This window comes from Streptomyces smyrnaeus (genome assembly GCF_017676345.1).
GTDB classification, from domain to species: domain Bacteria; phylum Actinomycetota; class Actinomycetes; order Streptomycetales; family Streptomycetaceae; genus Streptomyces; species Streptomyces smyrnaeus.
The window spans coordinates 183,033-207,982 of the sequence record NZ_JAFFZM010000015.1 but is presented as its reverse complement, the minus strand read 5'-3'; the positions used below and the strand labels follow the sequence as shown (position 1 = coordinate 207,982).

Sequence of the window (24,950 nt, the reverse complement as noted above, 5' to 3'; positions counted from 1 at the left end):
CGCAGCTCGGCGAGGCTGCTCAGGCCCCCGGTGCTCCGCAGTTGAGCAAGCCCTCACCCGGCTCCCTCATCCTCACCTTCTACGGCGCCTACGGGCGTGAGCTCCAGGCCGGAGGCACCGTCCCCGTCGCCGCCCTCATCCGGCTGCTCGGCGCCCTGGACATCGACGCGCCGGCGGTCCGCTCCGCGGTCTCCCGGCTCAAGCGGCGCGGACTGCTGACCGCGGACAGACCCGGCAGCAAAGCGGCCGGATATCGCCCCTCGCCCGCCGCCGACCAGCTCCTCGCCGACGGCGACCGCCGTATCTACAGCCGCCCCGAACCGGACGGCGACTGGCTGCTCGCCGTCTTCTCCGTGCCCGAGAGCGAACGCGACCGGCGGCATGTGCTGCGCTCCCGGTTGGCCCGGCTCGGTTTCGGCAACGCCGCACCGGGGGTGTGGATCGCGCCCTCGCACCTGGAGGAGGAGACGCGGCACGCGCTCGACCGGCTGGAACTGGCGCCCTACGTGGATCTGTTCCGCGGCCGACACACCGGTTTCACGCCGACCGCCGAGGCGGTGGCGCGCTGGTGGGACCTGGAGGCCATCGCGGAGAGCCATCGCGCCTTCCTCGCCGAGCACGAGCCGGTACTGCGCCGCTGGACACGGCGCAGCCGGGTGCCCGGTCGATCGGCGTACCGGGACTATCTGCTCGCGCTGGACGCCTGGCGGCGGCTGCCCTACGCGGACCCGGGCCTGCCGTCGGCGCTGCTGCCCGCGCGGTGGCCGGGCGAGCGCTCGGCGAAGGTGTTCGGCACCCTGCACGAGAAGCTGCGGGACGCCGGGTACGCGTACGTACGCGAGGTGTACGCGCAGACGCTCGGCCGCTGAAGGCGCGCAGGGCGCGGCGCCGGACACCGCGCCGGGCATCTCGCAGGGGCCGCCGGCTCAGCCGCGTCCGTTCCCGTCCCGCGGCGGGGCGTCGTCGGACGGCTCGTCCCACCAGCGGTCGTCCGATTCCCGCCGGTTGCCGACGATCGCGGCGAGCGGCGGGATGACCATGGCCACGACGCACATCCCGATGGCGGCGGGCACCGACCACAGCCGCACGAAGGCCCAGGCGCTGACGAACAGCACCAGGCAGATGACCATCAGCGTGAAATAGCGGCGCCGCCTGCGCGCGTACATGACTCCACCGTACGGCGGCGGCGCGCAGCCGTCAGGCCGGGCACGCGGCGAAGCGGCGGGCGAGTTTCTCCAGCGCGTCGGCGGTGGCCTCCGGGTCGGTGAGCGGGCTCAGATGGTGTGAGGTGCGCCGCAGCACCCGGTGGCCGATGGCCTCGGCGCGCATCGCGGTCTCCTCGTAGTGCGGGCTCAGCCGCAGATAGGCGGTGCGGGCGTGGTCGGGGTCGGGGACGGCGTGCGGGGCGCGCTCCTCGAAGTAGGCGAGGGGGAGCCGCGGGAGGCCGGTGCGGAAGCGCTCGCGCAGCACCGGATCGGGCACCTCGTCGATCAGCATCTGCTCGGGGAACCAGGTGTCCCAGGGCGGCAGCGAACCGTTCTCGGCCAGCTCGCGCAGTTGCCGGGCGAGCTGCGGCGGGGCCGCCTCCAGCCAGCCGGCCCCGGGGTGCGGCCACTGCGCGTCCACGTAGACCGTTCCGGCGATCCTGCGGCGCCCCTGGGTGAGGCGTTCGCGGAGCGCGGGGAGCAGCGGGCCGGCTCCGCTGTGTCCGGCCAGCACCACCGGGGCGGGGCGGGTCTCGTCCAGGGGCGCGGTCAGCGGGCCGGTCACGGCGTCCAGCAGTCTGGGGTAGTAGGGGCCCGTGCTGTCGAAGGCTCCGGCGAGGCGGGGGACGCTGACGGTCCGGCCCCGTGCGCGCAGCGCGTCGGCGACCGGCTGCCAGATGAGGTCTCCGGTCAGCGGACTGTGCACCAGTACCAGTTCGGCCTGGTTCAGAGCGGGCACATTCCTCCCCTTTCCGGCTCTCGGCGGGTGTCCGCGCTGGCTCGCCCGCACCCTCCCGGCGGCACCTTCTCCCCCGCCGGCCGGGATCGGGAACGAGACCGCTCAGCCTAGACCCGCGCCGGTGCCGAAGACCTGGGGATCACTACATACCGAGCGGTATGTGGTGGGTGCGGCCGGAGTCCGCGCTCAGAGTGAGAGCCGGGGCCTGGGGCTGTCCGTACGGCCGGTGGGAGGTCTGCGACTGCCCGCCCGGTACGGTTCCGGCCACGGCGCGCCGGGCCCCTCGTACCCCTGCTCGGCGGCGGCGTGCAGCGTCCAGTGCGGGTCGTACAGGTGCGGCCGGGCCAGCGCGCACAGATCGGCGCGCCCGGCCAGGACGAGCGAGTTGACGTCGTCCCAGGAGGAGACGGCGCCGACGGCGATGACGGGAACGCCCAGCAGATTGCGGATGCGGTCGGCGTACGGCGTCTGGTACGAACGGCCGAAGTCGGGGCGCTCGTCGGCGACGACCTGCCCGGTCGAGACATCGATCGCGTCCGCGCCGTGCTCGGCGAAGGCGGCCGCGATCCGGACCGCGTCCTCGCCCGTGGTGCCGCCCGGAGCCCAGTCGGTGGCGGATATCCGCACCGTCATGGGGCGTTCGGCGGGCCACACCTCGCGCACCGCGTCGAACACCTCCAGGGGGAAGCGCAGCCGTGCGGTCAGCGAGCCGCCCCAGCCGTCGGCGCGCCGGTTGGTCAGCGGGGAGAGGAAGCCGGACAGCAGATAGCCGTGCGCGCAGTGCAGCTCCAGCAGATCGAAGCCCGTGCGGGCGCCCCGGCGGGCCGCGGCGGCGAACTCCTCCCGCACCGCGACCATCCCCTCCCGCGTCAGCTCGCGCGGAGTCTGCCCGATCCCGGGGCGGTACGGCAGCGGGGAGGCGGCGACCAGCGGCCAGTTGCCCTCGGGCAGCGGTTCGTCGATGCCCTCCCACATGAGTCTGGTGGAGCCCTTGCGCCCGGAGTGGCCGAGCTGCAGCCCGATCGCGGCCGTCGGCGACTGCTGGTGCACGAAGTCGGTGACCCGCCGCCAGGCCGCCTCCTGCTCGTCGTTCCACAGCCCCGCGCAGCCCGGGGTGATGCGGCCCCGCTCGGAGACGCACACCATCTCCGTCATGACCAGTCCGGCTCCGCCGAGCGCCCGCGCGCCCAGGTGGACGAGGTGGAAGTCGCCGGGCACACCCTGCCGGGACTTGTACATGTCCATCGGGGAGACGACCACCCGGTTGCGCAACTCCAGCCGGCGCAGCCGGAACGGGGTGAACATGGGCGGGGTGCCGTCGGGCACCCCTGCCTCCCGTTCCGTCGCCGCGACGAACCCGGCGTCGCGCAGCCGCAGGTTGGCGTGGGTGACGCGGCGACTGCGGGTGAGCAGGTTGAAGGCGAACCGGTACGGCGGCTGGGCGGTGTACCCGGCCAGCTCCTCGAACCAGGTCAGGCTCGCGTGCGCGGCGCGCTGGGTGGACCGTACGACGGGCTTGCGCTCGGCCTCGTAGGCGGTGAGCGCGGCGGCCAGGTCGGGCTGTTCGCGCAGGCAGGCGGCGAGCGCCAGGGCGTCCTCGACGGCGAGCTTGGTGCCCGAGCCGATGGAGAAGTGCGCGGTGTGCGCGGCGTCGCCCAGCAGCACGATCTTCCCGGCGCTCCCGTGCCACCAGCGCTCGTTGACGACGGTACGGAAGGCGGTCCACTGCGAGCGGTTGCCGCGCAGGGTGTGCCCGCGCAGGGTCCCGGGGAACAACTCGGCGCACCGCTCGGCCACGGCGCGCTCGTCGAGCCGGTCCAGCCCTGCGGCCCGCCAGACCTCCTCGCGGGCCTCGACGACGGCCGTGGAGCGGTCGGGCGCATAGGGGTAGGCGTGGAGCTGGAGGATGCCGTGCCCGGTCTCGGCGATCTCGAAGCGGAAGGCGTCGAGCGCGAAGTCGGCGGCGAGCCAGATGTAGCGGCAACGGTGGGTGGTGAGGGTGGGCCGGAAGGCATCGGCGTGCGCCGTACGGGTGGCGCTGTGCACCCCGTCCGCGGCGATCACCAGATCGTGTCCGCGCGCCAGTTCGGCCGCCGGGGGCGCCTCGGTGCGAAAGCGCAGCACCACCCCGAGTTCGCGGCACCGCTGGTGCAGCACCGACAGCAGCGTACGGCGGCCGAGGGCGGCGAAGCCGTGCCCGGTGGAGGTGAGGGTGCGGCCGCGGTGGACGATCTCGATCGCGTCCCATCGCACCATGTGTGCGCCCAGGGTGGCGAAGACCTCGGGGTCGGCGTTCTCGATGCCGCCGACGGTCTCGTCGGAGAGCACCACTCCGAAGCCGAAGGTGTCGCCGGGCGCGTCCCGCTCGTAGACGGTGACGTGCCGCGCCGGGTCCAGCCGTTTGAGCAGCACCGCCGCGTACAGCCCTCCGGGGCCGCCGCCGATGACGGCCACCCGCAGCGGCCGGGCCCCTCCCGCCGTCGGACGGGCGGCAGCCGCAGCGTTCACGGCTGCCTCACCGGCCCTGCCAGTCGGGCGGCCGCTTCTCGGTGAAGGCGGCGTGGAACTCCTTGTAGTCCTCGCCGTGCATCAGCAACGCCTGGGTGGCCGCGTCGAGTTCGACCGCGCCGGACAGCGGGAGGTCCAGTTCGGCGGTGAGCAGCGCCTTGGTCTGCGCGTGGGCGAGCGCGGGGCCGTCCGCGAGCCGGCGGGCCAGGTCGTGCGCGGCCCGCGCCGTGTCGCCCTCCTCCACCAACTGGCTCAGCAGCCCGATCCGTTCGGCCTCCGCGGCACGCACCGGCTCCCCCAGCATCAGGATGCGGGTGGCGTGCCCCAGCCCGACGACGCGGGGCAGCAGATAGGCGGCGCCCATGTCGCCGCCGGACAGGCCCACCTTGGTGAACAGGAAGGCGAACCGCGCCGTGGGGTCGGCCACCCGGAAGTCCGCTGCGAGGGCCAGCACCGCGCCGGCGCCCGCCGCCACCCCGTGCACGGCGGCCACCACGGGGAACGGTGCCTCCCTGAGGGTCCGTACGACCTGCCCGGTCATCCTGTTGAAGTCCAGCAGCCGGGCGGTGTCCATCCCGAGCGTGGCGCCGATGATCTCGTCCACGTCCCCGCCCGAACAAAAGCCGCGCCCCTCCCCCGCGAGCACCAGGGCGCGGGTGCGGTGGCGGTGCGACAACTCGGCGAGCAGGTCGCGCAGATCGGCGTACGCCTCGAAGGTCAGCGCGTTGAGCTTCGCGGGCCGTGCGAGCGTGACGGTGGTGACCCCGTCCTCCTCGTCGACCCGCAGATGCCGCCACTGGGCGGTGCGCTGCGCTGATCCGGTGAACGGGCTCATTCCGCAGCCTCCGTCGCTCGGTCGGCAAACCGCAGACCGCCCGCCCGGTCGCGCGGGCCGCCACCTGCCGAACGTATCACTGTCTCCTGACTGTCGTCACGAGTGCGCGATACAGCGGGCGCGTTCGACAATCGGCGGGCGGCTCGCGGCGGGCGGCCTGCCGCGAGCGGCGAACCGACAGTCGGCTCGTCATCCGATCGAGGGAGCCCGCAGATGCGGGAACGGTTCGCCTCGCGGGACGTGCGTACGGTCGCCGACATGGGAGCGCCACAGCACGCCGGCGGAGCGGCAACCCTCGACGACCCCGGGCGGACCGTCCGGACGCCGACCGTCAGCGCGCTGCGCCTGTCCGCCTTCCGCACACTGCGCGCCCGTACCGTCCCGCTGGGTCCCGTCACGGTGGTGACCGGACCCAGCGGATGCGGCAAATCGACCGTCCTGGAGGCCTACGAGGCGCTGGCACGGCTCGGACAGGGCGGCGCACTGGAGGAAGTGTTCGGGGCACGGGTGGCGCCGCCCGGTGGCCCCTCTCCGTACGTACCGCGGGACGCCCGGCCCGACCGCCAGGGGCGGCGCGGATTCCGGCTCGGCTGCGCCGTGGCGGGCCCGGCCGGGCCGCTGCGCTTCGACGTCGCCGTGCAGGCCGAGCCCGAACTGCGGGTCGTGGGCGAGCGCTTGTCCCGTGCCACCGGTGAGACGCTGCTGGCCACGGCGCTGCGGGACCCCGCGCGGCGTGCCGTGTCGGCCACCTGCCGACTGGCGGGCGCGCCCCGGACGCTGCGGACGCCGTTCCCGGACGACCGGCTGACGCTGCCGCTGCTGCCGTTGCGGATGGCGGGGACGACGGCGGACGAGCGGGCACTGCTGGAGGCCGTCGAGCAGGTGGTCGTGGCCCTGCGTGCGGTCTTCGCCTGCGACCCGGTGCCCGGCCGGATGCGGGGGCCCGTCGCCGCGGGGGACGGCAGGCTGCGCGGCGACTGCGGAAATCTCGCCGATGTGCTGCGCCGTACGCGTGCGGAGTGCGCCACCCGGCATACGGCGCTGCTGGCCGTGGTGCGGGAGGGGTGCGCGGGGGCGGTGACGGAGCTGTACGCGGAGCCGGCCGGGCGGACCGGCAGCGGACTGGTGCGCGGCGTGCTGGAGCACGGCGGCGCCGGACCGGCCACCCCGCTGGAGTGGCTGGGCGAGGGCGAGTTGCGGTTCGTGGCGCTGGCGCTGGTGCTGCTGACGGGTCCCGGTGTGCTGTCGATGGAGACGGTGCACGAGGTGCCGGCGGCGCGGCAGGCGCTCACGGTGCTGGCGGACGGACTGGATCGGGGGCTGGACGGGCGGCAGACGGCCGAACTGCTGGCGCTGGCGGGCCGGATGGCCCGGCGCGGCCATGTGCGGCTGCTGGCGACCGGCCCGGACCAGGGGCCGCTGGCACAGGAGACCGCGCGGACGGCAGACGTGACCCTGGTAGACCTTGGGAGGTGAACGAACAGTACGACGACACACAGGCAGCCGACCGGGACGCCCGGCGCGACGGCCGGGCCGAGACCCCCCGCACGGTCGCGGGACTCCAGCAGCGCCTCGCCCGGTTCGCGGCGGCACGGGACTGGGGGCAGTACCACACCCCCAAGAACCTGTCCGCGGCGCTGAGCGTGGAGGCGGGCGAGCTGGTGGAGATCTTCCAGTGGCTGACGCCCGAGCAGTCGGCCCGGGTGATGGCGGACCCGGAGGCGGCGGCACGGGTGGAGGACGAGGTCGCCGATGTCCTCGCGTACCTCCTCCAGTTCTGCCAAGTGGTGGGTGTCGACCCCCTCGTGGCACTGGAAGCAAAGATCGAGAGGAACGAAACGCGTTTCCCGAAGCCCGGAACCGGTCACTCTATGGAGTGACGAAGTTATTCACACGAGCCTTTTATCCACGGAATTCCGAAACCTCCTGGCGGAGCTGGCCATTTGCAGTCACGCTGGGTAACGACCAGTGAGGGGTAGGCAGATGGATGCAGTCCGGCTCATCGCCGCCACGCGCCAGGCCCTCGCGCTCAGCGCGGACGTGTCCGACATCCTTGCCGAGGCCTGGCAGGCCCAGGCGCTGGCGGCGGCGGTCGGCAGCCATCTCGCGATCAGCGGCCCTCCGGCGGTGCGGTCGGAGGCACTGGGACTGAGCGAGGTGGGCGGCAGAGCCAACGGCTCCAGGAACCAGGCGCTGCGCGCGGGCGCCGTACGAGCCGCGCGGCTCTCGGTGATCGAGGACCCCCGGCGCACGCTGGACGACCTGGGCGCGCTGCTGGGCGAGGCGGGGGTCGCCCTGGTGGGTGTCGCGGTCACCGCGGAGGACGAGACGCTGTACTGGCAGTGCATGGAGGCCATCGACGCGGCGGACGAGTCGGGTGACAGGATCGCCTCGATCCTGCGCACCCTCTCCATGCGCGAGCGCGGCAGCCTGGCCTGAGGCTGCCGCGCTGGGGCCTCCCGCTCCGGGGAGGGGGTGCCCCTTGCTCGCCATTGCGGGCTGCGGGTCGCTGTGGCTGGTCGCGCAGTTCCCCGCGCCCCTGAAGGGGCACCCTCTTGCGCTTGGGCAATCTGCGCCAGGGGCGCGGAGTGGGCAAGCGCAGCCCCATTGCGGGGTACGCAAGATGTCACCCGGCCACGGGCACCGCACGCGTCAGCATGTGGGCCCGCCGCAGGCGCCCGTCGTCGGCGAAGTGACCGAAGAAGCAGACCTCGATGTCCAGTTCGCGCTTCGGGTCACGCACGTGCATCGTATAGCGGGCCGCGAGCCGGCCCTCGGCCGCAAACGCCTCATGCACCGACATCCGAAGCCCGGGCCGGCGCTTACGGATGGGGCGGGTGTGGGCGACGAGCTTCGCGCGGTCCATCCAATGGCCATCGGCGATCTGCACGATGTCCGAGGTGTGGTAGCGGTCGACGACCGCTTCGGCGTCCTCCTCGCTGCTGAGCAGATCCTCGTGGAACCCCGTGATGAAGTCGGCGATGAACCGCCCGGGGTCGTTCGTGTCGAACGGGCGCATGGGGCCTCGGCTTTCCAAGGAAGTCTTACACGCTGTATGAGTTGTAAGGTATGACCTCAGCGTTAACTTTGACAAGGTGTCAATGATGACTCCCCCACCCGCCCCCCGTACCGCCCGGAACCGCCGCGCCGACGCCCGCCGCAGCAGGGCGTCGATCCTGCAGGCCGCGATCCGGCTGCTGAACGAGCGCCCCGACGCCAGCGTGGAAGCCATCGCCACCGCGGCAGGCGTGACCCGGCAGACCGTCTACGCCCACTTCCCCGCCCGCGAGCAGCTGCTGGCGGCCGCGCTCGACCGGCTCACCGAGCAGACCGTCGCCGCCATGGCCGCCGCCGACCCGGACTCCGGACCGGCGGCGGACGCGCTGCTGCGGCTGCTCGACGCCGCCGAGCGGGCCGCCGGGGAGTATCCGGCCCTCACCCGGATGCTCAGCACCCTGCCCGCGAGCGCGCAGCAGGACGCCGAGCGCCACGTTCCGGTCGCCGAACTGCTGGAGCGCGTCGTGCGGCGCGGTCAGGCCGACGGAGAGTTCGACGACCGGCTCCCGGCGGGCTGGCTCGTGACCGCCACCATCGCCCTCGCCCACGCCGCCGACGCGGAAGCCGAAGCCGGACGACTGACCTCGCAGGAGGCCAGGGACACGCTCCGCACCAGCCTGCTCCGTCTGCTGGGGGCGACCAGGGTGCCCCGGGCGGCCGGTGCCGAGGGCACCCGCGCCGACCCCGGCGAGGGGCGCACCGGCTGAGGAGGGCACCTGGCGAAGCGGGGACGGCGGCCAGGCAGGATGGGGGCATGCGACTGCGAATCTTCACCGAGCCCCAGCAAGGGGCGGACTACGACACCCTGCTCAAGGTCGCGAAGGCCACCGAGGACCTCGGCTTCGACGCCTTCTACCGCTCCGACCACTATCTGGCCATGGGTGACTCCGACGGCCTTCCCGGTCCCACCGACGCCTGGATCACCCTGGCCGGACTCGCCCGCGAGACGAGCCGTATCCGGCTGGGCACGCTGATGACCGCGGGGACCTTCCGGCTGCCGGGGACGCTGGCGATCCAGGTCGCGCAGGTGGACGCCATGTCCGGCGGCCGGGTCGACTTCGGGCTGGGCTCCGGGTGGTACGAGGCGGAGCACACCGCCTACGGCATCCCTTTCCCCAAGGAGAAGTTCGGCCGGCTGGAGGAGCAGCTGGAGATCATCACCGGGCTGTGGCAGACCCCGACCGGCGAGAAGTTCGACTACGAGGGCACCTACTACCAGCTCAAGGACTGCCCCGCGCTGCCCAAGCCGTACCAGGAGCGGATCCCGGTCCTGGTCGGCGGCTTCGGTGCCAAGCGCACACCGCGGCTGGCGGCCCGGTACGCGGACGAGTTCAATGTGCCGTTCGGCTCGCTGGCCGACAGCGAGCGGCAGTTCGACCGGGTACGGGCCGCCGCCGAGGAGCGCGGCCGTGCCGCCTCCGAGCTGGTCTACTCCAACGCCCTGGTCGCCTGCGTCGGCAAGGACGACGCCGAGGTGGCCCGCCGCGCCGCCGCCATCGGGCGGGAGGTGGCCGAGCTGAAGGAGAACGGCCTGGCGGGCACTCCCGAGGAGGTCATCGACAAGATCGGCCGCTACGCCGAGCTGGGCAGCTCCCGGATCTATCTGCAGATCCTCGACCTGAGCGATCTGGACCATCTGGCGCTGATCGCCGACCAGGTGCAGGCCAAGCTGTCGTGACCCCCGACGCCCCGCTCCCGCTCGCCCACGCCCTCGCGGCAGGTCCCGTCCTGCTGGACGGCGGCCTCTCCAACCAGTTGGAGGCGCAGGGCAACGATCTGTCCGACGAGCTGTGGTCCGCCCGGCTGCTGGTCGAGGCACCACAGGAGATCGAGGCCGCACACGCCGCCTATGTGCGCGCCGGCGCCCGGGTGCTGATCACCGCCGGCTACCAGGCGTCCTTCGAGGGCTTCGGGCGGCGCGGGATCGGGGTGCGGGAGGCCGGGGCGCTGTTCGGGCGCAGCGTCGAGCTCGCCCGTACGGCGGCCGGCGGCGCGACCGGCGAACCCGTGTGGGTGGCGGGGTCGGTCGGCCCCTACGGTGCTGTGCTCGCCGACGGCAGCGAGTACCGCGGCCGGTACGGGCTGAGCGTCGAGGAGCTGACCGCCTTCCACCGGCCGCGTATCGAGGCACTGGTGGCGGCGGAGCCGGATGTGCTCGCGCTGGAGACGGTGCCGGACGCGGTGGAGGCCGAGGCACTGCTGCGGGCAGCGGACGGCTGCGGGGTGCCGGTGTGGCTGAGCTACACGGTGGCGGACGGCCGGACCCGTGCCGGTCAGGCGCTGGCTGAGGCCTTCGCCGTGGCGGCCGGCAATCCGCAGGTGCTCGCGGTCGGGGTCAACTGCTGTGCGGCCGACGAGGTCGGCGGGGCGCTGGAGGCGGCCGCTGCGGCATGCCCGGGTGTGCCGCTGGTCGCCTACCCGAACAGCGGCGAGGGCTGGGACGCCGGGCGCGCGGCCTGGACAGGTGCGGCATCGTTCGACGCGGCGCTCGCCGCCGAGTGGGTGGCGCACGGCGCACGGCTGATCGGCGGCTGCTGCCGGGTGGGCCCGGACGACATCGCCGCGCTGGGAGACAAGTTGCGGCAAGCCGGCTGAATACAGCGCCCCTCAGGGCGCGGGGAACTGCTCCCCCAGACTCCGTCCGGGTGGGGGTACCCCGGCCGGAGGCTTGGGGGTACCCCCAAGCCACAAACCGACCCGCAGACCGGGAACAACCGCCCGGGGCACCCCCTCCCCGCAAACCCCGTAAATCGCGGGCGTCCTCGCAAAGCGACTGACGCTCCGCGAGGATTGCCGCATGGGATTCCATGTCGACTCCGAGACCGGGCGGCTGCGCCGCGTCATCGTGCACCGGCCGGGGCTCGAACTGAAGAGGCTCACCCCGACCAACAAGGACGACCTCCTCTTCGACGACGTGCTGTGGGTGCGCCGGGCCCTCGAAGAACATGACGCGTTCGCCGACACCCTGCGCGAACTCGGCGTCGAGGTGCACCTGTTCGGCCGACTGCTCGCGGAGGTGCTCGATGTGCCCGCGGCCCGGGCCCTCGTCCTGGACCGGGTCTTCGACGAGAAGGAGTACGGCCTGCTGGCCACCGACCATCTGCGGGACTCCTTCGACCGGCTGCCGACGGCTGAGCTGGCCGAGGCGCTGATCGGGGGCATGACCAAGCGGGAGTACCTGGAGCGCTGCGCCGAACCGGCCTCCGTGCGCTTCCATGTGATGGACCCGGACGACTTCCTGCTCGCCCCGCTGCCGAACCACATCTTCACCCGCGACACCTCCGCCTGGGTCTACGACGGGGTGTGCATCAACGCGATGCGGTGGCCGGCGCGGCAGCGCGAGACCGTCCACTTCGAAGCCGTCTACCGGCACCATCCGCTCTTCACCACCTCCGAGGGGGGCGGGAGCACCTCCGGGGAGGGTGGGGCGGGCGGGGGCTTCCACACCTGGGCGGGCGGCCAGTCGGCGTACCCCGCCACCATCGAGGGCGGCGACGTGCTGGTGCTGGGCAACGGCGCCGTGCTGGTCGGGATGAGTGAGCGGACCACCCCGCAGGCCGTCGAGACGCTGGCCCACGGGCTGTTCGCGCAGGGCTCGGCGCGCTCGATCGTGGCGCTCGACATGCCCAAGCGCCGCGCCTTCATGCATCTGGACACGGTGCTGACGATGGTCGACGGGGAGACCTTCACCCAGTACGAGGGCCTGGGCATGCTCCGCTCCTACACGATCGAGCCGGGCTCGGGCCTGTCCGAGCTGAAGGTCTCCGACCACGCGCCCGAACATATGCACCGCGCCATCGCCGCCGCGCTGGGGCTGGACCGGATCCGGGTGCTGACGCCGACGCAGGACGTGCGCTCGGCGGAGCGGGAGCAGTGGGACGACGGGTGCAACGTGCTGGCCGTCGAGCCCGGTGTGGTGCTGGCGTACGACCGGAACGTGACGACCAACACCCATCTGCGGCGGCAGGGTGTCGAGGTGGTGGAGATCCCCGGTGGCGAGCTGGGGCGGGGGCGTGGCGGGCCGCGCTGTATGAGCTGCCCGGTGGAGCGCGACCCGGTCGTATAGGAATTCCGGTGACCGTATACAATTGCGGCCGCAATCGTCAGCGCGTGCAGCTAGGAGCCCTCATGGCAGCAGACCTCACAGGCCGCCACTTCCTCAAAGAGCTGGACTTCACAGCGGAGGAGTTCCGCGGCCTGGTCTCGCTCGCGGCCGAGTTGAAGGCCGAGAAGCGGGCGGGTGCCGAGCGCCCACGGCTGCCGGGGCGCCATATCGCGCTGATCTTCGAGAAGGCCTCCACCCGCACGCGCTGCGCGTTCGAGGTCGCCGCCGCCGACCAGGGGGCGCGCACCACCTATCTCGACCCCACCGGCTCGCACCTGGGCGCGAAGGAGTCCGTGAAGGACACCGCGCGGGTACTGGGCCGGATGTTCGACGGGATCCAGTACCGAGGCAGCGGACAGGAGGTCGTCGAGGAGCTGGCCGCACACGCCGGGGTGCCCGTCTACAACGGGCTGACCGACGAGTGGCACCCCACCCAGATGCTCGCCGACGTGCTCACCATGACCGAGCACGCACCGGGGGCGCCGGGGCGGGCTCCGGCCGAGCTCGCGTACGCCTACCTGGGCGACGCGCGCAACAACATGGGCAACTCCTACCTGGTCACCGGCGCGCTGCTGGGGATGGACGTGCGTATCGTGGCGCCGCGCTCGCTGTGGCCCGAGGAGTCGGTGACGGCGCGGGCACGGGAGCTGGCCGAGCGCACCGGCGCGCGGCTCACACTGACCGAGGACGTGGCGGAGGGCGTGCACGGCGCGGACTTCCTCACCACGGACGTGTGGGTCTCGATGGGCGAGCCCAAGGAGGTCTGGGACGAGCGGATCGCACTGCTGAGGCCGTACGCGGTGACCATGGACGTGCTGCGGGCGACCGGGAACCCGCAGGTGCGCTTTCTGCACTGCCTGCCCGCCTTCCACGACCTGGGCACGTCCGTGGCCCGGGAGATCCACGAGCGGCACGGGCTGACCTCCCTGGAGGTCACCGACGAGGTGTTCGAGTCGGAGCACTCGGTCGTCTTCGACCAGGCCGAGAACCGGCTGCACACGATCAAGGCCGTCATGGTGGCGACGCTGGGCTGAGGCCGCGCCGCCCGCCCCGCCGTGTGTGCATAGTCATACGGAGGAGCGCGGGATCATGCAGAATCCGCCGTTACGATGGACGCAACCTCGAAGGGTCCGGGCCACCGCCCGGGCCCTTCCCATGTGTCCCCCGTGCACGTCCGCGTGTGCACGCCACCCCTGTGCACACCCCAGCACCGCCCTGGAAGTCCCATGCCCCGCACCGGCCTGCGTCTGAAGTCCCCCGATCTGCTGGTCGCCGAATCCGGCGCCGATCTGGAGGGACACGGCCTCAAGCGCACCCTCGGCCCGTTCCAGCTGGTGTGCTTCGGCATCGGCGCGATCGTCGGCACCGGTATCTTCGTCGGCCTGTCCGACACCGTGGCCGAAGCCGGGCCCGCCGTCCTCATCTCCTTCATCCTGGCCGCGCTGACCTGCGTCTTCACCGCCTTCTCGTTCGCGGAGCTGGGCGGCGCCATCCCGGTCTCGGGCAGCTCCTACTCCTACACGTACGCCTCCCTCGGGGAGCGCGCGGCGTTTCTGGTGGGCTGGTGCCTGCTGCTGGAGTACGGGGTCTCCGTCTCCGCGGTCGCCATCGGATGGGGGCAGTACCTCAACGAACTGCTGGACAACACCGTCGGCTGGCGTATCCCCGCCGCCCTCGCCCAGGCGCCCGGACACGGCGGGGTCGTCAACGTGCCCGCCGTCGTGGTGATGCTGCTCGCCGCCGTACTGCTGGTGCGCGGTGTGCGGGAGAGCGCACGCGCCACGGCCGTGATGGCGGTGATCAAGGTCGGCATCCTGGTGCTCTTCTGCGCCATCGCGCTGACCGCCTACGACGCGGGAAACCTGACGCCCTTCGCTCCCGAGGGCATCGGCGGCATCGGGGCCGGTGCCTCGCTGGCCTTCTTCTCCTTCATCGGCTTCGACGCGATCTCCACCGCCGGTGAGGAGGTCAAGAACCCACGCAAGAACATTCCGCTGGCCATCCTGGTGACCATCGGCTGTGTGGCGCTGCTCTACTGCCTGGTGTCGGTCGCCGCGATCGGCGCCATGCCCTGGGAGCAGGTCGGCGGCAAGCCCGCCGCCCTCTCGCTGATCGTCGACCGCGCCACCGGCTCGGGTATCGGCTCGACCGTGATCGCGCTGGGTGCTGTCGTGGCCATCGCCTCGGTGGTGCTGGCGGTGATGTACGGGCAGACCCGCATCCTGCTGTCCATGTCGCGGGACGGGCTGGTGCCACGGGTGTTCGAGCGGGTCTCGCCGAAGACCTCCACCCCCGTCGCCAACACCTGGATCGTCGCGGTCGTCTTCGCCGTCCCGGCCGCCGTGGTACCGCTGGACGTGGTGCTGGACATGACGGTGATCGGCACGCTGGCGGTCATGGCCGTGGTGAACATCTGCGTACCGGCCCTGCGCCGCTCCCACCCCGGGCTGCAGCGCAGGTTCCGGGTGCCGCTCTACCCGGTGGCACCACTGCTGGGCGTGGCCTTCAGCCTGTATCTGATGTGCGGACTGCCGCTGGTGACCTGGGTCCAGTTCGCGGTCTTCCTGGCGGTCGGAGCCCTGCTGTACGCGCTCTACGGGCGCCCGCGTTCGCGGCTGGCCCGCGACGCGGAGGCCGGCCCGGCGGAGGCTGCCACCTCTTCGGTCCGGTAGGTCCTACGCATCGTCGCCGGGGCGCGGGCCCTCCGGACCGTCGGGGCCGATCCGGATCAACCGTTCCACGCGAACGAGCCGCAGCCGGCGCCCCGCGAAGCACAGTTCGATGCCGCGCTCGGCGTCGAGCCGGTCGGCGGCCTCCTTGTAGAGGGCACAGGACCCCTCGTCCAGGCCCCTCGTCGCGGGGGTCGGCACCCGCAGCAGCATGGTGAGGGCGTCGCGGGCCTCCTGCGGGGTGCCGCTGTCGCCGGTCTCCGCACGCCAGGCACCGCCCTCCTCCTCGGCGAAGAGGAAGGCGGGCGGCAGCAGCACGCCCCCCGGATGGGTGACGGCGGCCCGCCGCGCGTCCTCGCGGACCCGGGGCTCGTCGCCCTCGCAGTGGACGAGGGCCAGCAACTCCGCCTTGAGGACTCCCTCGGAGGGGCCGGTGGGGGCTGCCGCGTCCAGGACGAACCCCTCGGTGCGGTCGGGCAGCCGACCGGTGGCGCCGGGCTGCACCGGGTCGGGGTCGGAGGGACGCGGCGGTTCGGGGCCCTCGGGCCCGGAGCGGACGACGTTCTGGGCGCGTACGATCCGGTGGCGCTCACCGAGTACGGTCAACTCGTCTGGCGCTTCCCGGTCGAGGCGCTCGGCAGCCGCCCGGCAGGCGGTGCGGGTCTCCCCGTCGCCCGCCTCCTCCGCCTCCTGGGCGCGGCGTCGGAGGTGCGAGCCGAGCCCGGCGCGGGCGCCCGGGGTGGGCGAGCCGAAGTACGACAGCAGCTGCCAGCCGCCTCCCTCCTCCTCGGTGCGCTCCCTGGCCGGGCCGAAGACCGGGCGAAAGCCCATCAGCACGGGATAGCGTTGCCGCGCCGACCACGCCTCCTCGTCCGCCATGGCCGCCACCGGCTCCACCACAGGAGCCACCCTGATCGTCCGGCAGGACCGTACGCGGTCCGCCGTGTCACCCGCCCCGTCACGCTCTCCCCGCATGCGGCAAGTATGCGCACGACTACCGTATGTACGGGGCGAGTTCGCGATACTCCCGCGCCGCGCCCCTCCGTGCCGCGGTTCGCGTGTCGGTGCCCAGGGCACTGCGGTAGGGGACGAGAGCGGCGCAACAGGCGCGGGGCGGAGCGAGAGGACGGGTGAGATCGGATGCGCGTGGGAGTGCTACGGGCCGTGGGCGCGGTGACGGCCTGCTACGGAGTCGTCGTCGCCGCCCGTCCCCAGCTGCTGGCCAGGCCCTCCGGGCTGGTGGACGAGGCCGGGCGGACCGCCGAGGCCACCCGTACCTCGCTGCGCCCGCTGGCCTGGCGGGACGCGGCAGGGGGGCTGGCTCTCGTACTGGCGCCCGAAGGCCCCGCGCTGACCACCGCCGCCTGGCTGCGGATCGCGGCGGACCTGGGCGACGCCGTACTGCTCGGCGCCACGCTGCCCAGGGCCGCCCGCGCCAAGGCGGTCGCCGTCTCCGTGGGCTGGGGCGCGCTGTCGGTGGCGGCGCTGTGTGCGGACCGGACGCGCTCGCCGGGCGGTGACGGCGGCCCGCGGCTACGCTCATGACATGGGTGGTCGGCACCGTCATGCGCGGCCGGCGAGCGCCGACGATCTGCTCTCGCAGCTCGGGCGGCTCACCGCCAGGGTCCGTGAGGAGGTCGAGGTCCAGCGCGCCCGGGTCGAGCTGGCAGAGGCCCTGCAGCGCGGAATGCTCCCCTCCACCCTGCCGACCGCACCGGGACTGCGCGTCGCGGCCCGCTACGCGCCGGCACGCAACGGCCTGGACATCGGAGGCGACTGGTACGACGGCTTCCTGCTGTCCGACGGGACCCTCGGCTTCTCCGTGGGCGATGTGCAGGGGCACGACGTGGAGGCCGCCGCCTACATGGGCCAGGTGCGGATCGCACTGCGCGCGGTGGCCGCCATGGGCACCACCGACCCGGGCGAGATCCTCCACTCCGCGAACGAGCTGCTCGTCGCGACGGACAATCCGCTCTTCGCCACCTGCATCTTCCTGCGCTTCGACCCGCGCACCTGGAGCGTGCACACCGCGCGTGCCGGGCACACGGGCGCGGTCTGGGCGCGGGCCGACGGAGTGTACGGGGTCATCGACCATCCCCCGGAGGAGATCGGCCTGCCGCTGGCCGTCATGCCGGGCCAGAGCTACATGGTCACCGAATACCGCTTCACCCGGCCCGGCGCACTGGCGCTGCTGACCGACGGAGTCGTGGAGGGGCCCCGGTTCCCCCTGGAGGAGGGCCTGCAGCAGGTGGCACAAGTGCTGCACGACGGCGTCCGCGACGACCCCGAGGTGCTCGCGGACCGCGTCATGGAGGTGGCGGAGCAGACCGGGCACACCGATGACGCCGCTGTGCTGGTGCTCAGCTATGAAGGGCCGGAGGCGTGTCAGACGGCCGGTGCGGCGCCGGGCGTTGTCTGATGAACAGGTGGCACCCAGCGAGACGACGCCAAACCGGACACCGGGACCCTCCTCTGCACCCGATGCCGCCCAGCGGTGGCCGGGCGGCATCAGGGGGAGGCTGTTCGCGGCGTATCTGCTGCGCCTCGTCGTCCTCGCCCTGTGCTACTACGCGGGCGGCAGGCTCGGCCTGCTGTGGAAGGTCGCGGTAGAGGGGGCGATCGTCACCCCGTTCTGGCCACCGACCGGTATCGCCGTCGCCGGTCTGCTCTTCTTCGGCCTGCGGGTGTGGCCGGGGGTGGCCCTCGGTGCGCTGCTGGTGCTCCTCACCATGGGGCCGCTGAGCTGGACGGCGCTGGGTTCGGTCGCGGGCAGCACGCTCGGCCCGCTCCTGGCGTGTGTCCTGCTGCGCCGCGTGGGCTTCCGCGAGCAGGTCGACCGGCTCAGGGACGGGGTGAGCCTGGTCTTCCTCGGAGCGTTCCTCGGCATGGCGGTGAGCGCGACCGCGGGCTGTCTGATGCTGGTCGCGGGCAACAACATCCGACTGCCGGAGTTCTGGCCGGTCTGGTCGGCCTGGTGGGCCGGCGACGCGGTGGGCGTACTGGTCGTCACCCCGCTGCTGCTGTCCCTGCCCAAGCTGGGCCGGCCGCGCAGCTGGCTGCAGGCCACGGAGGCGGTGGGACTGGGTGCGGCGACGGTGGCGGTCGCCGTCGTGGTGACCCGGGCACCGATCGACCTGCTGTTCCTGGTCTTCCCGCTGCTGGTGTGGGCCGCACTGCGGTTCCGGCTGGTGGGCAGCGCGGTGAGTACGACCATCCTCGCGATCGCCGCGACCGGGGCCGCGACCGACCGGACCGGGGTCTTCGCCCGGCAGGACCTCATCACGGACATGGTCACCCTCCAGGCCCTCAACGGCTCCGCCGCACTGACCACGCTGCTGCTGGCCGCCGTCACCGCCGAGAAGCACAACACCCACCGCAGGATCGCCGCCGCCTGCGACGACCTCGCCGAAATGGTCGAAGTCCTCGCTCCCCAGGGCCGTGGCCCCCGTTCCTTCCCCGCGGGCGGCCGTACGGGGCAACGCCAGGGCTAGGGGCCGGTCGCCGACGATGTCCGCTGTCAGCTCTGCTGTCGCCCCCTTTGTCACCCGGCCAGATGGCCGATCAGCTCCGGGCCTGCCGGATAGGGAGGTTCGGCGGGCAGCAGGGCGCGGGCGGTGTCCAACGCGCCTTCCCGTACGGCAGCGTGCACCCGGCGGGCGAGCGGGGTGACGTCGGTGAGGGAGACCGTCCACTCGTCGGCGTACCGGCGCGCCGCCTCACCCGCCAGACCCAGCTGGAGGGAGCGGTACGGCAGCGGACGCAGCTGCAGGTCGCGTTCGGGGTCCCACTGCACCCGGGCCGGCGCCTGACGCAGCTGCCGCTGCCACTGTGTGCGGTCGGCGTGCCGTTCGGCGTCGTAGTGCGACAGGCAGGCATGGCGCAGTGCCCACTCGAAGCCCTCGCGGGTGATCTCCACGGCGAGGACCGTCTCCTGGTCCGGCTTGGTGGCCCAGCCGCAGCGGTACATCATCCACAGGAAGGACGGCTTGATCCACGTCATCCGATCGCGCTTCCACTCCGCCGGGAACCGTCCCTCGCGGACCGCGGGCAGCCCGATCCGGGGCGCGTACGCCTGGTAGACGGTGACCGTGGACGCCGTGTGCGCGGCCCGTATTCGGTACTTGGGTTCTTCCGACACGACATCCAGGGTCGCCGCAGCCGACCGCACCTGCCAGCGATTTACGGCGCCGGGGACGCCTCTGGCACCGTCGCACAGCCCGTCAGAGGATCTCCAGCGGGCGCTTGCGGGTGGGCGGCGGGAACGCCTCGTCCAGCGTGGCACGGTCCTCGTCGGTGAGGCGCAGGTCGGCCGCCGCCCGGTTCTCCTCGACGTGGCCGCGTGAGGACGCCTTCGGGATCGCGACGACATCGTCGTGCCGCAGCACCCAGGCCAGCGCCACCTGCGCGGGAGTGGCGCCGTGCGCATCGGCGACCGAGCGCAGCGCCGGGTGGTCCAGCAGCCGTCCCTGCTCCACGGGCGAGTAGGCCATCACGGGCACCGACAGCTCGCGGCAGCGGGGCAGCAGATCGAACTCGGGGCCGCGCCGGGAGAGGTTGTAGAGGATCTGGTCGGTGGCGGGCACCGCGCCTTCGGGCAGGTCGGCCAGGTCGTCGGTGTCCAGGTTGCTCACGCCCCAGTGGCGGATGTCGCCCGCCCGGACCAGGCCTTCCAGCGCCTCGACCGTCTCCGCCAGCGGGACGCCCCCGCGCCAGTGCAGCAGATACAGATCGATGTGGTCGGTGCGCAGTCGGCGCAGGCTCGCCCGGCAGGCTTCGACGGTGCCGTGCCGGTCCGCGTTGGAGGGCAGCACCTTGCTCACGAGGAACACCTCGTCCCTTCGGCCTTCGACGGCCTCGCCGACCAGTTCCTCGGCGGCACCGCTGCCGTACATCTCGGCCGTGTCGATGAGCGTCATGCCCAGATCGATACCGGTGCGCAGCGCGTCCAACTCCTCGGCCCGCCGGGAGGGATCGTCACCCATGTGCCAGGTGCCCTGGCCGAGGGCCGGGACGGGGGTACCGGCGGGGAGGTTCACTGTGCGCACGACGTTCACGGTCCTTTCCTGGGAAGGCGACTTGCCGGCTCCCCCTCATGATCGCTCAGGCCGGGACGCCGTTCGGTATCCGCCTGCCGTTGGCGAGGCCCGCGGGGTCGAGCCCCAGCGCCACGGCGGCCGTGGCGCCCACATCCGCGAGGCTTGCGGCGTCCGGCAGCAGTTCCACCCCGGGTACCCCGGGACGGAGGATGAGCACGGGCACGTACTCGCGGGTGTGGTAGGCGTGCCCGATCGTCGGATCGTTGCCGTGGTCGCCGGTGACGACCAGGCGGTCACCGGGCCGGTCCAGCAGCGCGACCAGCGCGGCCAGCCCCGCGTCGACCTGCTCCAGGATGCGGGCGTACCGCTCCGGGTCCCGCTGATGGCCCGCCAGATCGCTCTCCTGCACATTGGCGACGACCAGCGACTCGCCCCCGGCGCGCACCGCCTCCATGGTGTGGGCGAGGACGTCGGCCGTGGGCACCGCGGGACGGCGGACGGCCGCCTCGCACGCCAGGATGTCCGCGGCCTTGCCGACGAGCGTCACCGGGATCCCGGCCCGCGCCGCCAGTTCGGGAAGCTGCCGGGTGTGGTCCGACTCCACGCCCAGATGCTGCACCTGGAGGCCGTCGTGCCGGTAGAACCCGCTCGCCGGAGTGTCCAGGCCGACCGTTCCACCGTCGCCCTCGCGGACGAATCCGCGCAGCGGTCCGTCGGCGTGGCCGCCGACCGCGATGACCCGCGCGACGGGCGCCACCGCCCGCACCGTTTGGGCGACGGCCAGGATGCCGTCGAAGCCGAGGTCTTCCAGCCGGGCCGAGGCGTTCCAGTTGATGCCGGGATCCGCCTCCAGGTTGTCGTGCACGAGCACACCGCCGTCGACCAGCAGCAGCGGCCTGCCGTCCAGGAGCTCGACCCGGTGACCCGCCGCGCGCAGCGCAGCCGTGACCTGAGCCAGGTGGTCGCCGAGACGGGCGACCGTCACCCGGCTGAAGTCCGCGCCCATCATCGTCTGGTGGCCGGCGAACGTGTCGGCACCCGGGTAGCCGAGCGCCGCCCGGCCCGCCGCGACCGGCAGCCGGGTACGGCGGGCGAGGTCGCGGTGCGGATGGACCAGCCCGAGGCCCAGCGCGCCCAGCACCGGCAGCCGCAGCGGCCGTCCGAACGCCTCGCGGGCGTGGTCGAGCACATGGCCGCAGGTGTCGGCGGCGGCGTCGCCGGGACGCAGCGCCCCGGCGTCCGGCATCGCGCCGATACCGAACCCGTCGACGACGACGATGACGGTCCGCCCCCGGCCGTTCGGTGCGTCGGTGCCCTCTTCCGGCCGCCCCGGGGCTTCCTGAGGCACGCCGCGCTCGTCCTCCCGCGCGCCGTGCGCCCCCTCCGGCGCTCCATACGCCGCCGCGGTCACAGCGCCCTCCCCTGGGTGTCGTAGAGCCCGGCCAACCGCGGCCTGCCGGACGCGATTCCGGCCACCACCGCGACCGTGGAGCGGGTCACGAAGATCTGCGTACGGAAGGCCAGCAGCGCCGTGTCTCCGGCACGCACCGGGCCGCCTGCCTCGGGTGCGGCCAGCAGCCGGTAGTAGTCGATGTTCTCGGGCGGCGCGTCCTGCACATCCAGACGTTGTCCGGTGCGGGGCAGCAGCGCGGAGTCGATCCGCGCACGGGGGTAGAACCCGCCGCCGAACACCGCGGGACGCCCGTCCGCCAGGGTGTGCGCGACCTCCGTCACATACACGTACGCGGGCCGCTCGGGCTGACCGGTGTCGCGTGCGTGCAGCGGGGTGGTACCGGTCAGCGCGTGGCCGGGCTCGCCGTGGGTGGCGCCGAGCCGGGCGAGCAGCGGCAGGCTGGCCATGGAGGTGGCGCTGGGGGCGCTGAGCTTGAGATCCCGGTGTCCGCGCGCGGCCAGCAGCTCGCGGGCCTCGACGGCCAGGTCGAAGGTGGGGGTGGGGGTCGGAGCGCCGGTCTCCGGGTCGCACAGCACGCAGGGGAACGCGGTGACGCCCGCGATCCTGATGCCCGGGAGCCGTTCGGCCTCCTCGGCGAACGCGTCCAGAGCGGACAGCGGGACGCCGCCCTCCTGCCCCGGGTAGACCACCCCGGCCGCGCCTTCGAGCCGGACCAGCACGTCCTGGACGAAGCCGAGACGCTGGGCCGCCGCCGAGACGGCGCGCGCGTTGGCCGGATCGAAGACCGTGACGGCCTCCGGCCGCCAGCTGAGCATCTCGGGCAGCGCACGGTGCGGGATTTGCACCAGGTGGCCCAGATTGCCGGCCCGGGCGCCGGCGGCGTGCAGCGTACGGGCCTCGGCGGGGTCGATCGCGGCGAAGGCGGGGATGGCGTGGGAGACGGCCCGGATCAGCTCCGGGTTGCGGCCGAACTGCTTGACGACGAACCAGAGGGACAGGCCGAGCCGTTCGGCCTCGTCCGCGAGGAGGGTGGCGTTCTCCGCGACGGCGTCCAGGTCCATGACGTAGGTGTCGGGTGGGATCTCGCCGCGCCGGTGGAGGTCGGCCGCGGTGTCGGCCAGCTCCGGATTGCGGGCGAGGAGGCTGTCGAGGAACACGTCAGTCCTTTGTGCGGTGCTCTGGTGTTTCTGTGCGGTACTGCGGTGCTGCCGCGCGGTGCGGCGCCGATTGCGCGGACGGCTCGTCGCCGATCGCCTCCAGGGAGCGGCGCAGAATGTCGAGAACCAGCTCGGCACCGGCGCGCATCGGATTGATACGGACCACCCAGTCGGCCAGCTCCGGCGCGTCGTCCAGAGCCGAGCTGGACATGCGGTAGAAGAGTGGCGCGATCTCGTACCGGGAGTTGGAACCCACCGGATAGGGCGCGGCACCGAACCGGGCGGCCACCTCGGGAAGGCGCCCGGCGACGGGTGCGTCGAGCTGGACGAGCAGACATCTGTCCTGCGCGTTGGCGATCCGTACGTCGGCGACCCCGGGCACCTCTCCGGCGGCCAGGCGTTCGGCGACCTCGGCGCCCACGCGGGACTGCACGGCCCACAGCACCGGCACATGCGTGAGCGCGCGCAGCGCGTCGAGCGCCTGGTGGCCCTGGACCTGGCCGCCGCCGGAGTAGTTGTCGGCATGCACCCGGGCGACCAGGTCGCCCGCCCCGACGACGGCGCCGACACCCTCCGGACCGTGCAGCTTGAACAGCGAGAAGCAGGAGGCGTCCGCGCCCAGTTCGACACCGGAGGCGGGCACCCGGAAGACGGCGTAGTTGTCGTCGACGAGCGTGCGGACCCCGGCCGCGCGGCAGGCGGCCAGCACCTGACCCGGATCGTAGGAGTCGGCGAGGCGCTGCCGGGTGTGCTGGACATACGCCCAGCTGAAGCGGCCGGAGGCCAGCGCTTCCCGCAGCGCGTCGAGGTCGTTGAAATCGACGGGGACCGTCTCGACGCCGAGCCCGCGCAGGGTGACGGCGGTGGTGCGGTAGACGGGCGCCCGGTGGATGAGCAGCGGCTCGCCCGGCCCCACCGCGGCGCCGAGCGCGGCCCGGATCGCGCCGGTGCCCGCGCCCTGCACGAGCGCGGCGTCCTCGGCGCCGAAGTAGGCGGCCAGCACCGCCTCGACGCCCGCGGTGGTCCGTGGCCGCCCGATTCCGGGCACCACTCCGGAGTCGGCGGCGAACAGCTCCGGCCCGGTGAAGTGCGCGGCGGTGGCCTCCAGCAGCCGGAACTGGCGCGTGACCGCCTCCTCCACCGGGACGGTGGCCAGCGGGAACGTGCGGGGCAGCGGCGGGGGCACCGGACCGGGGCCGGCGGATGGGGTGGCTGCCGTCTCGGCCATCTCAGATCTCCTCGGGACTCGCGCCGGTCAAAAAGCGCAACGGGTTGCGCCGGGTCATCAGATCGATCAGGTCGTCGTCCACCCCCGCGGCGCGAGCGGCGGGCAGGAAGGAGCGGAACAGATGGCCGTAGCCCTGGCCGCCCTCGGTACGCAGATAGCCGTGACGGGAGATGTCGCAGCTGAGCAGCGCCCGGTCGGCGTGCCCGGCCTCCAGGAACGCGAGGAGCAGCCGCAGCCGCGTCTCGTCGCTCTGATAGCTCTCCTTGCCGACGGTGTCGAAGGCGACGTAGGCGCCCTCCTCGGCGAGCCGCCGGTGGACGGCCGGGGCGGCGAGGAGGTCCTGGTGTCCGACGCAGATCCGGTGCGGGGCGAGCCCGGCCCCGGTCAGCACGTCGAGCTGGGCGAGTCCGCCGTGGCCGAGCTGGGCGTGGGTGGCCACGGACAGGCCGGTGGCGGTGGCCGCCCGGGCGGCGGCCCGCAGCGAGCGGGCCTCCGGCTCGCTGGGAACCTCACCGTGGCTGCCCACCTCGCCGAGCACACCGGGACGGATCCCGGTCGGTCTGCCGTCAGGGCCGGCGATCCCGTCGCGGATCTCCCCCACAAGGGTGGCGGTGAGTTGTTCGACGGAGGCGCCGGCCAGGTCGGCCGCCGGGTGGAACGGCTCGTAGTACCACCCGGTCGCGGCGACCACGGCCACCCCGCTCTCCTCCGCGATCCGGGCGAGCGCGCCCGGATCGCGGCCCATGCCCCGGCAGGTCTGCTCGACGACGAGGCAGAGCCCGAACTCCTCGCGCAGCTCGGCGAGCTCGCGGCCGACCGCCGGGCCGTGCCGCCGCGCGTCGAGGACGGCGGCGCCGTCGCCCTTGAGGTCCAGGTCGAGGACCAGGTGCTCGTGGGTGAGGGCGGGGCCGGTCACGGACGCGGCGGACAGCGGGCCCGCAACGGTGTGCAGCAGTGGTGCGGAGTTGTGGGGGGTGGCGGTGGTACTCATGTGGGC

Annotated in this window: 25 protein-coding genes; 13 read left to right on the top strand and 12 right to left on the bottom strand. The window is 73.2% G+C overall.

Annotated features, from left to right (window positions below; translation table 11 throughout):
* Positions 1–41 precede the first annotated feature (41 nt).
* Complete coding sequence (locus JW613_RS24110) at positions 42–869, top strand: PaaX family transcriptional regulator (protein ID WP_245226220.1); 828 nt, start codon at positions 42–44, stop codon at positions 867–869.
* Positions 870–926: 57 nt separating this feature from the next.
* On the opposite strand, the gene JW613_RS24105 is transcribed toward JW613_RS24110, so the two are convergent.
* The 4 genes from JW613_RS24105 to JW613_RS24090 form a co-directional block, all read right to left on the bottom strand.
* Positions 927–1,166, bottom strand: coding sequence for a DUF3099 domain-containing protein (locus tag JW613_RS24105; RefSeq protein ID WP_209213033.1), 240 nt, complete (start codon positions 1,164–1,166; stop codon positions 927–929).
* Positions 1,167–1,197: 31 nt separating this feature from the next.
* A complete protein-coding gene (locus JW613_RS24100) occupies positions 1,198–1,944 on the bottom strand; it encodes a hypothetical protein (protein ID WP_209213032.1) in 747 nt (248 codons plus the stop codon).
* A 186-nt stretch (positions 1,945–2,130) separates the two neighbouring features.
* Positions 2,131–4,452 carry a bifunctional salicylyl-CoA 5-hydroxylase/oxidoreductase gene (locus JW613_RS24095; RefSeq protein WP_307866018.1) on the bottom strand — a complete coding sequence of 774 codons (2,322 nt, stop codon included), beginning with the start codon at positions 4,450–4,452 and terminating at the stop codon, positions 2,131–2,133.
* A gap of 7 nt (positions 4,453–4,459) precedes the next feature.
* A complete protein-coding gene (locus JW613_RS24090) occupies positions 4,460–5,287 on the bottom strand; it encodes an enoyl-CoA hydratase family protein (protein ID WP_209213031.1) in 828 nt (275 codons plus the stop codon).
* A gap of 213 nt (positions 5,288–5,500) precedes the next feature.
* Between JW613_RS24090 and JW613_RS24085 the strand changes: the two genes are divergently transcribed.
* The 3 genes from JW613_RS24085 (at position 5,501) to JW613_RS24075 (ending at position 7,726) form a co-directional block, all read left to right on the top strand.
* Positions 5,501–6,763 (top strand): AAA family ATPase, encoded by a 1,263-nt coding sequence (locus JW613_RS24085; protein WP_209213030.1) that lies wholly within the window; start codon positions 5,501–5,503, stop codon positions 6,761–6,763.
* Positions 6,760–7,167, top strand: a complete 408-nt coding sequence (locus JW613_RS24080; RefSeq protein WP_307866017.1) for a nucleotide pyrophosphohydrolase — start codon at positions 6,760–6,762, stop codon at positions 7,165–7,167. The genes JW613_RS24085 and JW613_RS24080 overlap by 4 nt, the downstream gene beginning before the upstream one ends.
* A gap of 103 nt (positions 7,168–7,270) precedes the next feature.
* Positions 7,271–7,726, top strand: coding sequence for a DUF6099 family protein (locus tag JW613_RS24075; protein ID WP_209213029.1), 456 nt, complete (start codon positions 7,271–7,273; stop codon positions 7,724–7,726).
* 187 nt (positions 7,727–7,913) lie between these two features.
* Here JW613_RS24075 and JW613_RS24070 read toward each other — a convergent pair whose 3' ends face one another.
* Positions 7,914–8,306 carry a nuclear transport factor 2 family protein gene (locus JW613_RS24070; RefSeq protein ID WP_209213028.1) on the bottom strand — a complete coding sequence of 131 codons (393 nt, stop codon included), beginning with the start codon at positions 8,304–8,306 and terminating at the stop codon, positions 7,914–7,916.
* Positions 8,307–8,391: 85 nt separating this feature from the next.
* Here JW613_RS24070 and JW613_RS24065 point away from each other — a divergent pair, with 85 nt between their 5' ends.
* The 6 genes from JW613_RS24065 to JW613_RS24040 all read left to right on the top strand — a co-directional run bounded on the left by JW613_RS24065 (position 8,392) and on the right by JW613_RS24040 (position 15,121).
* Entirely contained in the window at positions 8,392–9,051 is a 660-nt protein-coding gene (locus JW613_RS24065) for a TetR/AcrR family transcriptional regulator (RefSeq protein WP_209213027.1), read from the top strand.
* A gap of 47 nt (positions 9,052–9,098) precedes the next feature.
* Positions 9,099–10,022, top strand: coding sequence for an LLM class F420-dependent oxidoreductase (locus JW613_RS24060; RefSeq protein WP_099884885.1), 924 nt, complete (start codon positions 9,099–9,101; stop codon positions 10,020–10,022).
* Complete coding sequence (gene mmuM, locus JW613_RS24055) at positions 10,019–10,939, top strand: homocysteine S-methyltransferase (RefSeq protein WP_209213026.1); 921 nt, start codon at positions 10,019–10,021, stop codon at positions 10,937–10,939. Before JW613_RS24060 ends, mmuM begins: the two co-directional genes overlap by 4 nt.
* A gap of 202 nt (positions 10,940–11,141) precedes the next feature.
* Positions 11,142–12,410: an arginine deiminase gene (locus JW613_RS24050; RefSeq protein ID WP_209213025.1), complete on the top strand. Its 1,269-nt coding sequence runs from the start codon at positions 11,142–11,144 to the stop codon at positions 12,408–12,410.
* A gap of 62 nt (positions 12,411–12,472) precedes the next feature.
* Positions 12,473–13,483: an ornithine carbamoyltransferase gene (argF, locus tag JW613_RS24045; protein WP_209213024.1), complete on the top strand. Its 1,011-nt coding sequence runs from the start codon at positions 12,473–12,475 to the stop codon at positions 13,481–13,483.
* A gap of 192 nt (positions 13,484–13,675) precedes the next feature.
* The gene (locus tag JW613_RS24040) at positions 13,676–15,121 is read left to right on the top strand and encodes an amino acid permease (protein ID WP_209213023.1); all 1,446 of its coding nucleotides are present in this window, start codon (positions 13,676–13,678) and stop codon (positions 15,119–15,121) included.
* A gap of 3 nt (positions 15,122–15,124) precedes the next feature.
* On the opposite strand, the gene JW613_RS24035 is transcribed toward JW613_RS24040, so the two are convergent.
* Complete coding sequence (locus JW613_RS24035; protein ID WP_209213022.1) at positions 15,125–16,093, bottom strand: DUF5954 family protein; 969 nt, start codon at positions 16,091–16,093, stop codon at positions 15,125–15,127.
* A gap of 165 nt (positions 16,094–16,258) precedes the next feature.
* Between JW613_RS24035 and JW613_RS24030 the strand changes: the two genes are divergently transcribed.
* The 3 genes from JW613_RS24030 to JW613_RS24020 are packed head-to-tail and all read left to right on the top strand — an operon-like array spanning position 16,259 to position 18,609.
* Complete coding sequence (locus JW613_RS24030) at positions 16,259–16,663, top strand: hypothetical protein (protein WP_209213021.1); 405 nt, start codon at positions 16,259–16,261, stop codon at positions 16,661–16,663.
* A gap of 1 nt (position 16,664) precedes the next feature.
* Positions 16,665–17,537, top strand: coding sequence for a PP2C family protein-serine/threonine phosphatase (locus JW613_RS24025; RefSeq protein WP_209213020.1), 873 nt, complete (start codon positions 16,665–16,667; stop codon positions 17,535–17,537).
* A 7-nt stretch (positions 17,538–17,544) separates the two neighbouring features.
* Positions 17,545–18,609 carry an MASE1 domain-containing protein gene (locus JW613_RS24020; RefSeq protein ID WP_307866016.1) on the top strand — a complete coding sequence of 355 codons (1,065 nt, stop codon included), beginning with the start codon at positions 17,545–17,547 and terminating at the stop codon, positions 18,607–18,609.
* A gap of 50 nt (positions 18,610–18,659) precedes the next feature.
* Here JW613_RS24020 and JW613_RS24015 read toward each other — a convergent pair whose 3' ends face one another.
* The 6 genes from JW613_RS24015 to JW613_RS23990 form a co-directional block, all read right to left on the bottom strand.
* Positions 18,660–19,265, bottom strand: a complete 606-nt coding sequence (locus JW613_RS24015; RefSeq protein ID WP_209213075.1) for a DUF4291 domain-containing protein — start codon at positions 19,263–19,265, stop codon at positions 18,660–18,662.
* Between the two features lie 73 nt (positions 19,266–19,338).
* A complete protein-coding gene (locus JW613_RS24010; protein WP_209213018.1) occupies positions 19,339–20,172 on the bottom strand; it encodes an aldo/keto reductase in 834 nt (277 codons plus the stop codon).
* Between the two features lie 46 nt (positions 20,173–20,218).
* Positions 20,219–21,502, bottom strand: coding sequence for a phosphopentomutase (locus tag JW613_RS24005; RefSeq protein ID WP_209213074.1), 1,284 nt, complete (start codon positions 21,500–21,502; stop codon positions 20,219–20,221).
* 59 nt (positions 21,503–21,561) lie between these two features.
* On the bottom strand, positions 21,562–22,725 hold the full coding sequence (locus JW613_RS24000; protein ID WP_209213017.1) for an alanine racemase: 1,164 nt from the start codon (positions 22,723–22,725) through the stop codon (positions 21,562–21,564).
* A gap of 1 nt (position 22,726) precedes the next feature.
* On the bottom strand, positions 22,727–23,953 hold the full coding sequence (locus JW613_RS23995; RefSeq protein WP_245226185.1) for an aminotransferase class V-fold PLP-dependent enzyme: 1,227 nt from the start codon (positions 23,951–23,953) through the stop codon (positions 22,727–22,729).
* 1 nt (position 23,954) lies between these two features.
* On the bottom strand, positions 23,955–24,944 hold the full coding sequence (locus JW613_RS23990) for a phosphotriesterase family protein (RefSeq protein ID WP_209213016.1): 990 nt from the start codon (positions 24,942–24,944) through the stop codon (positions 23,955–23,957).
* Positions 24,945–24,950 lie beyond the last annotated feature (6 nt).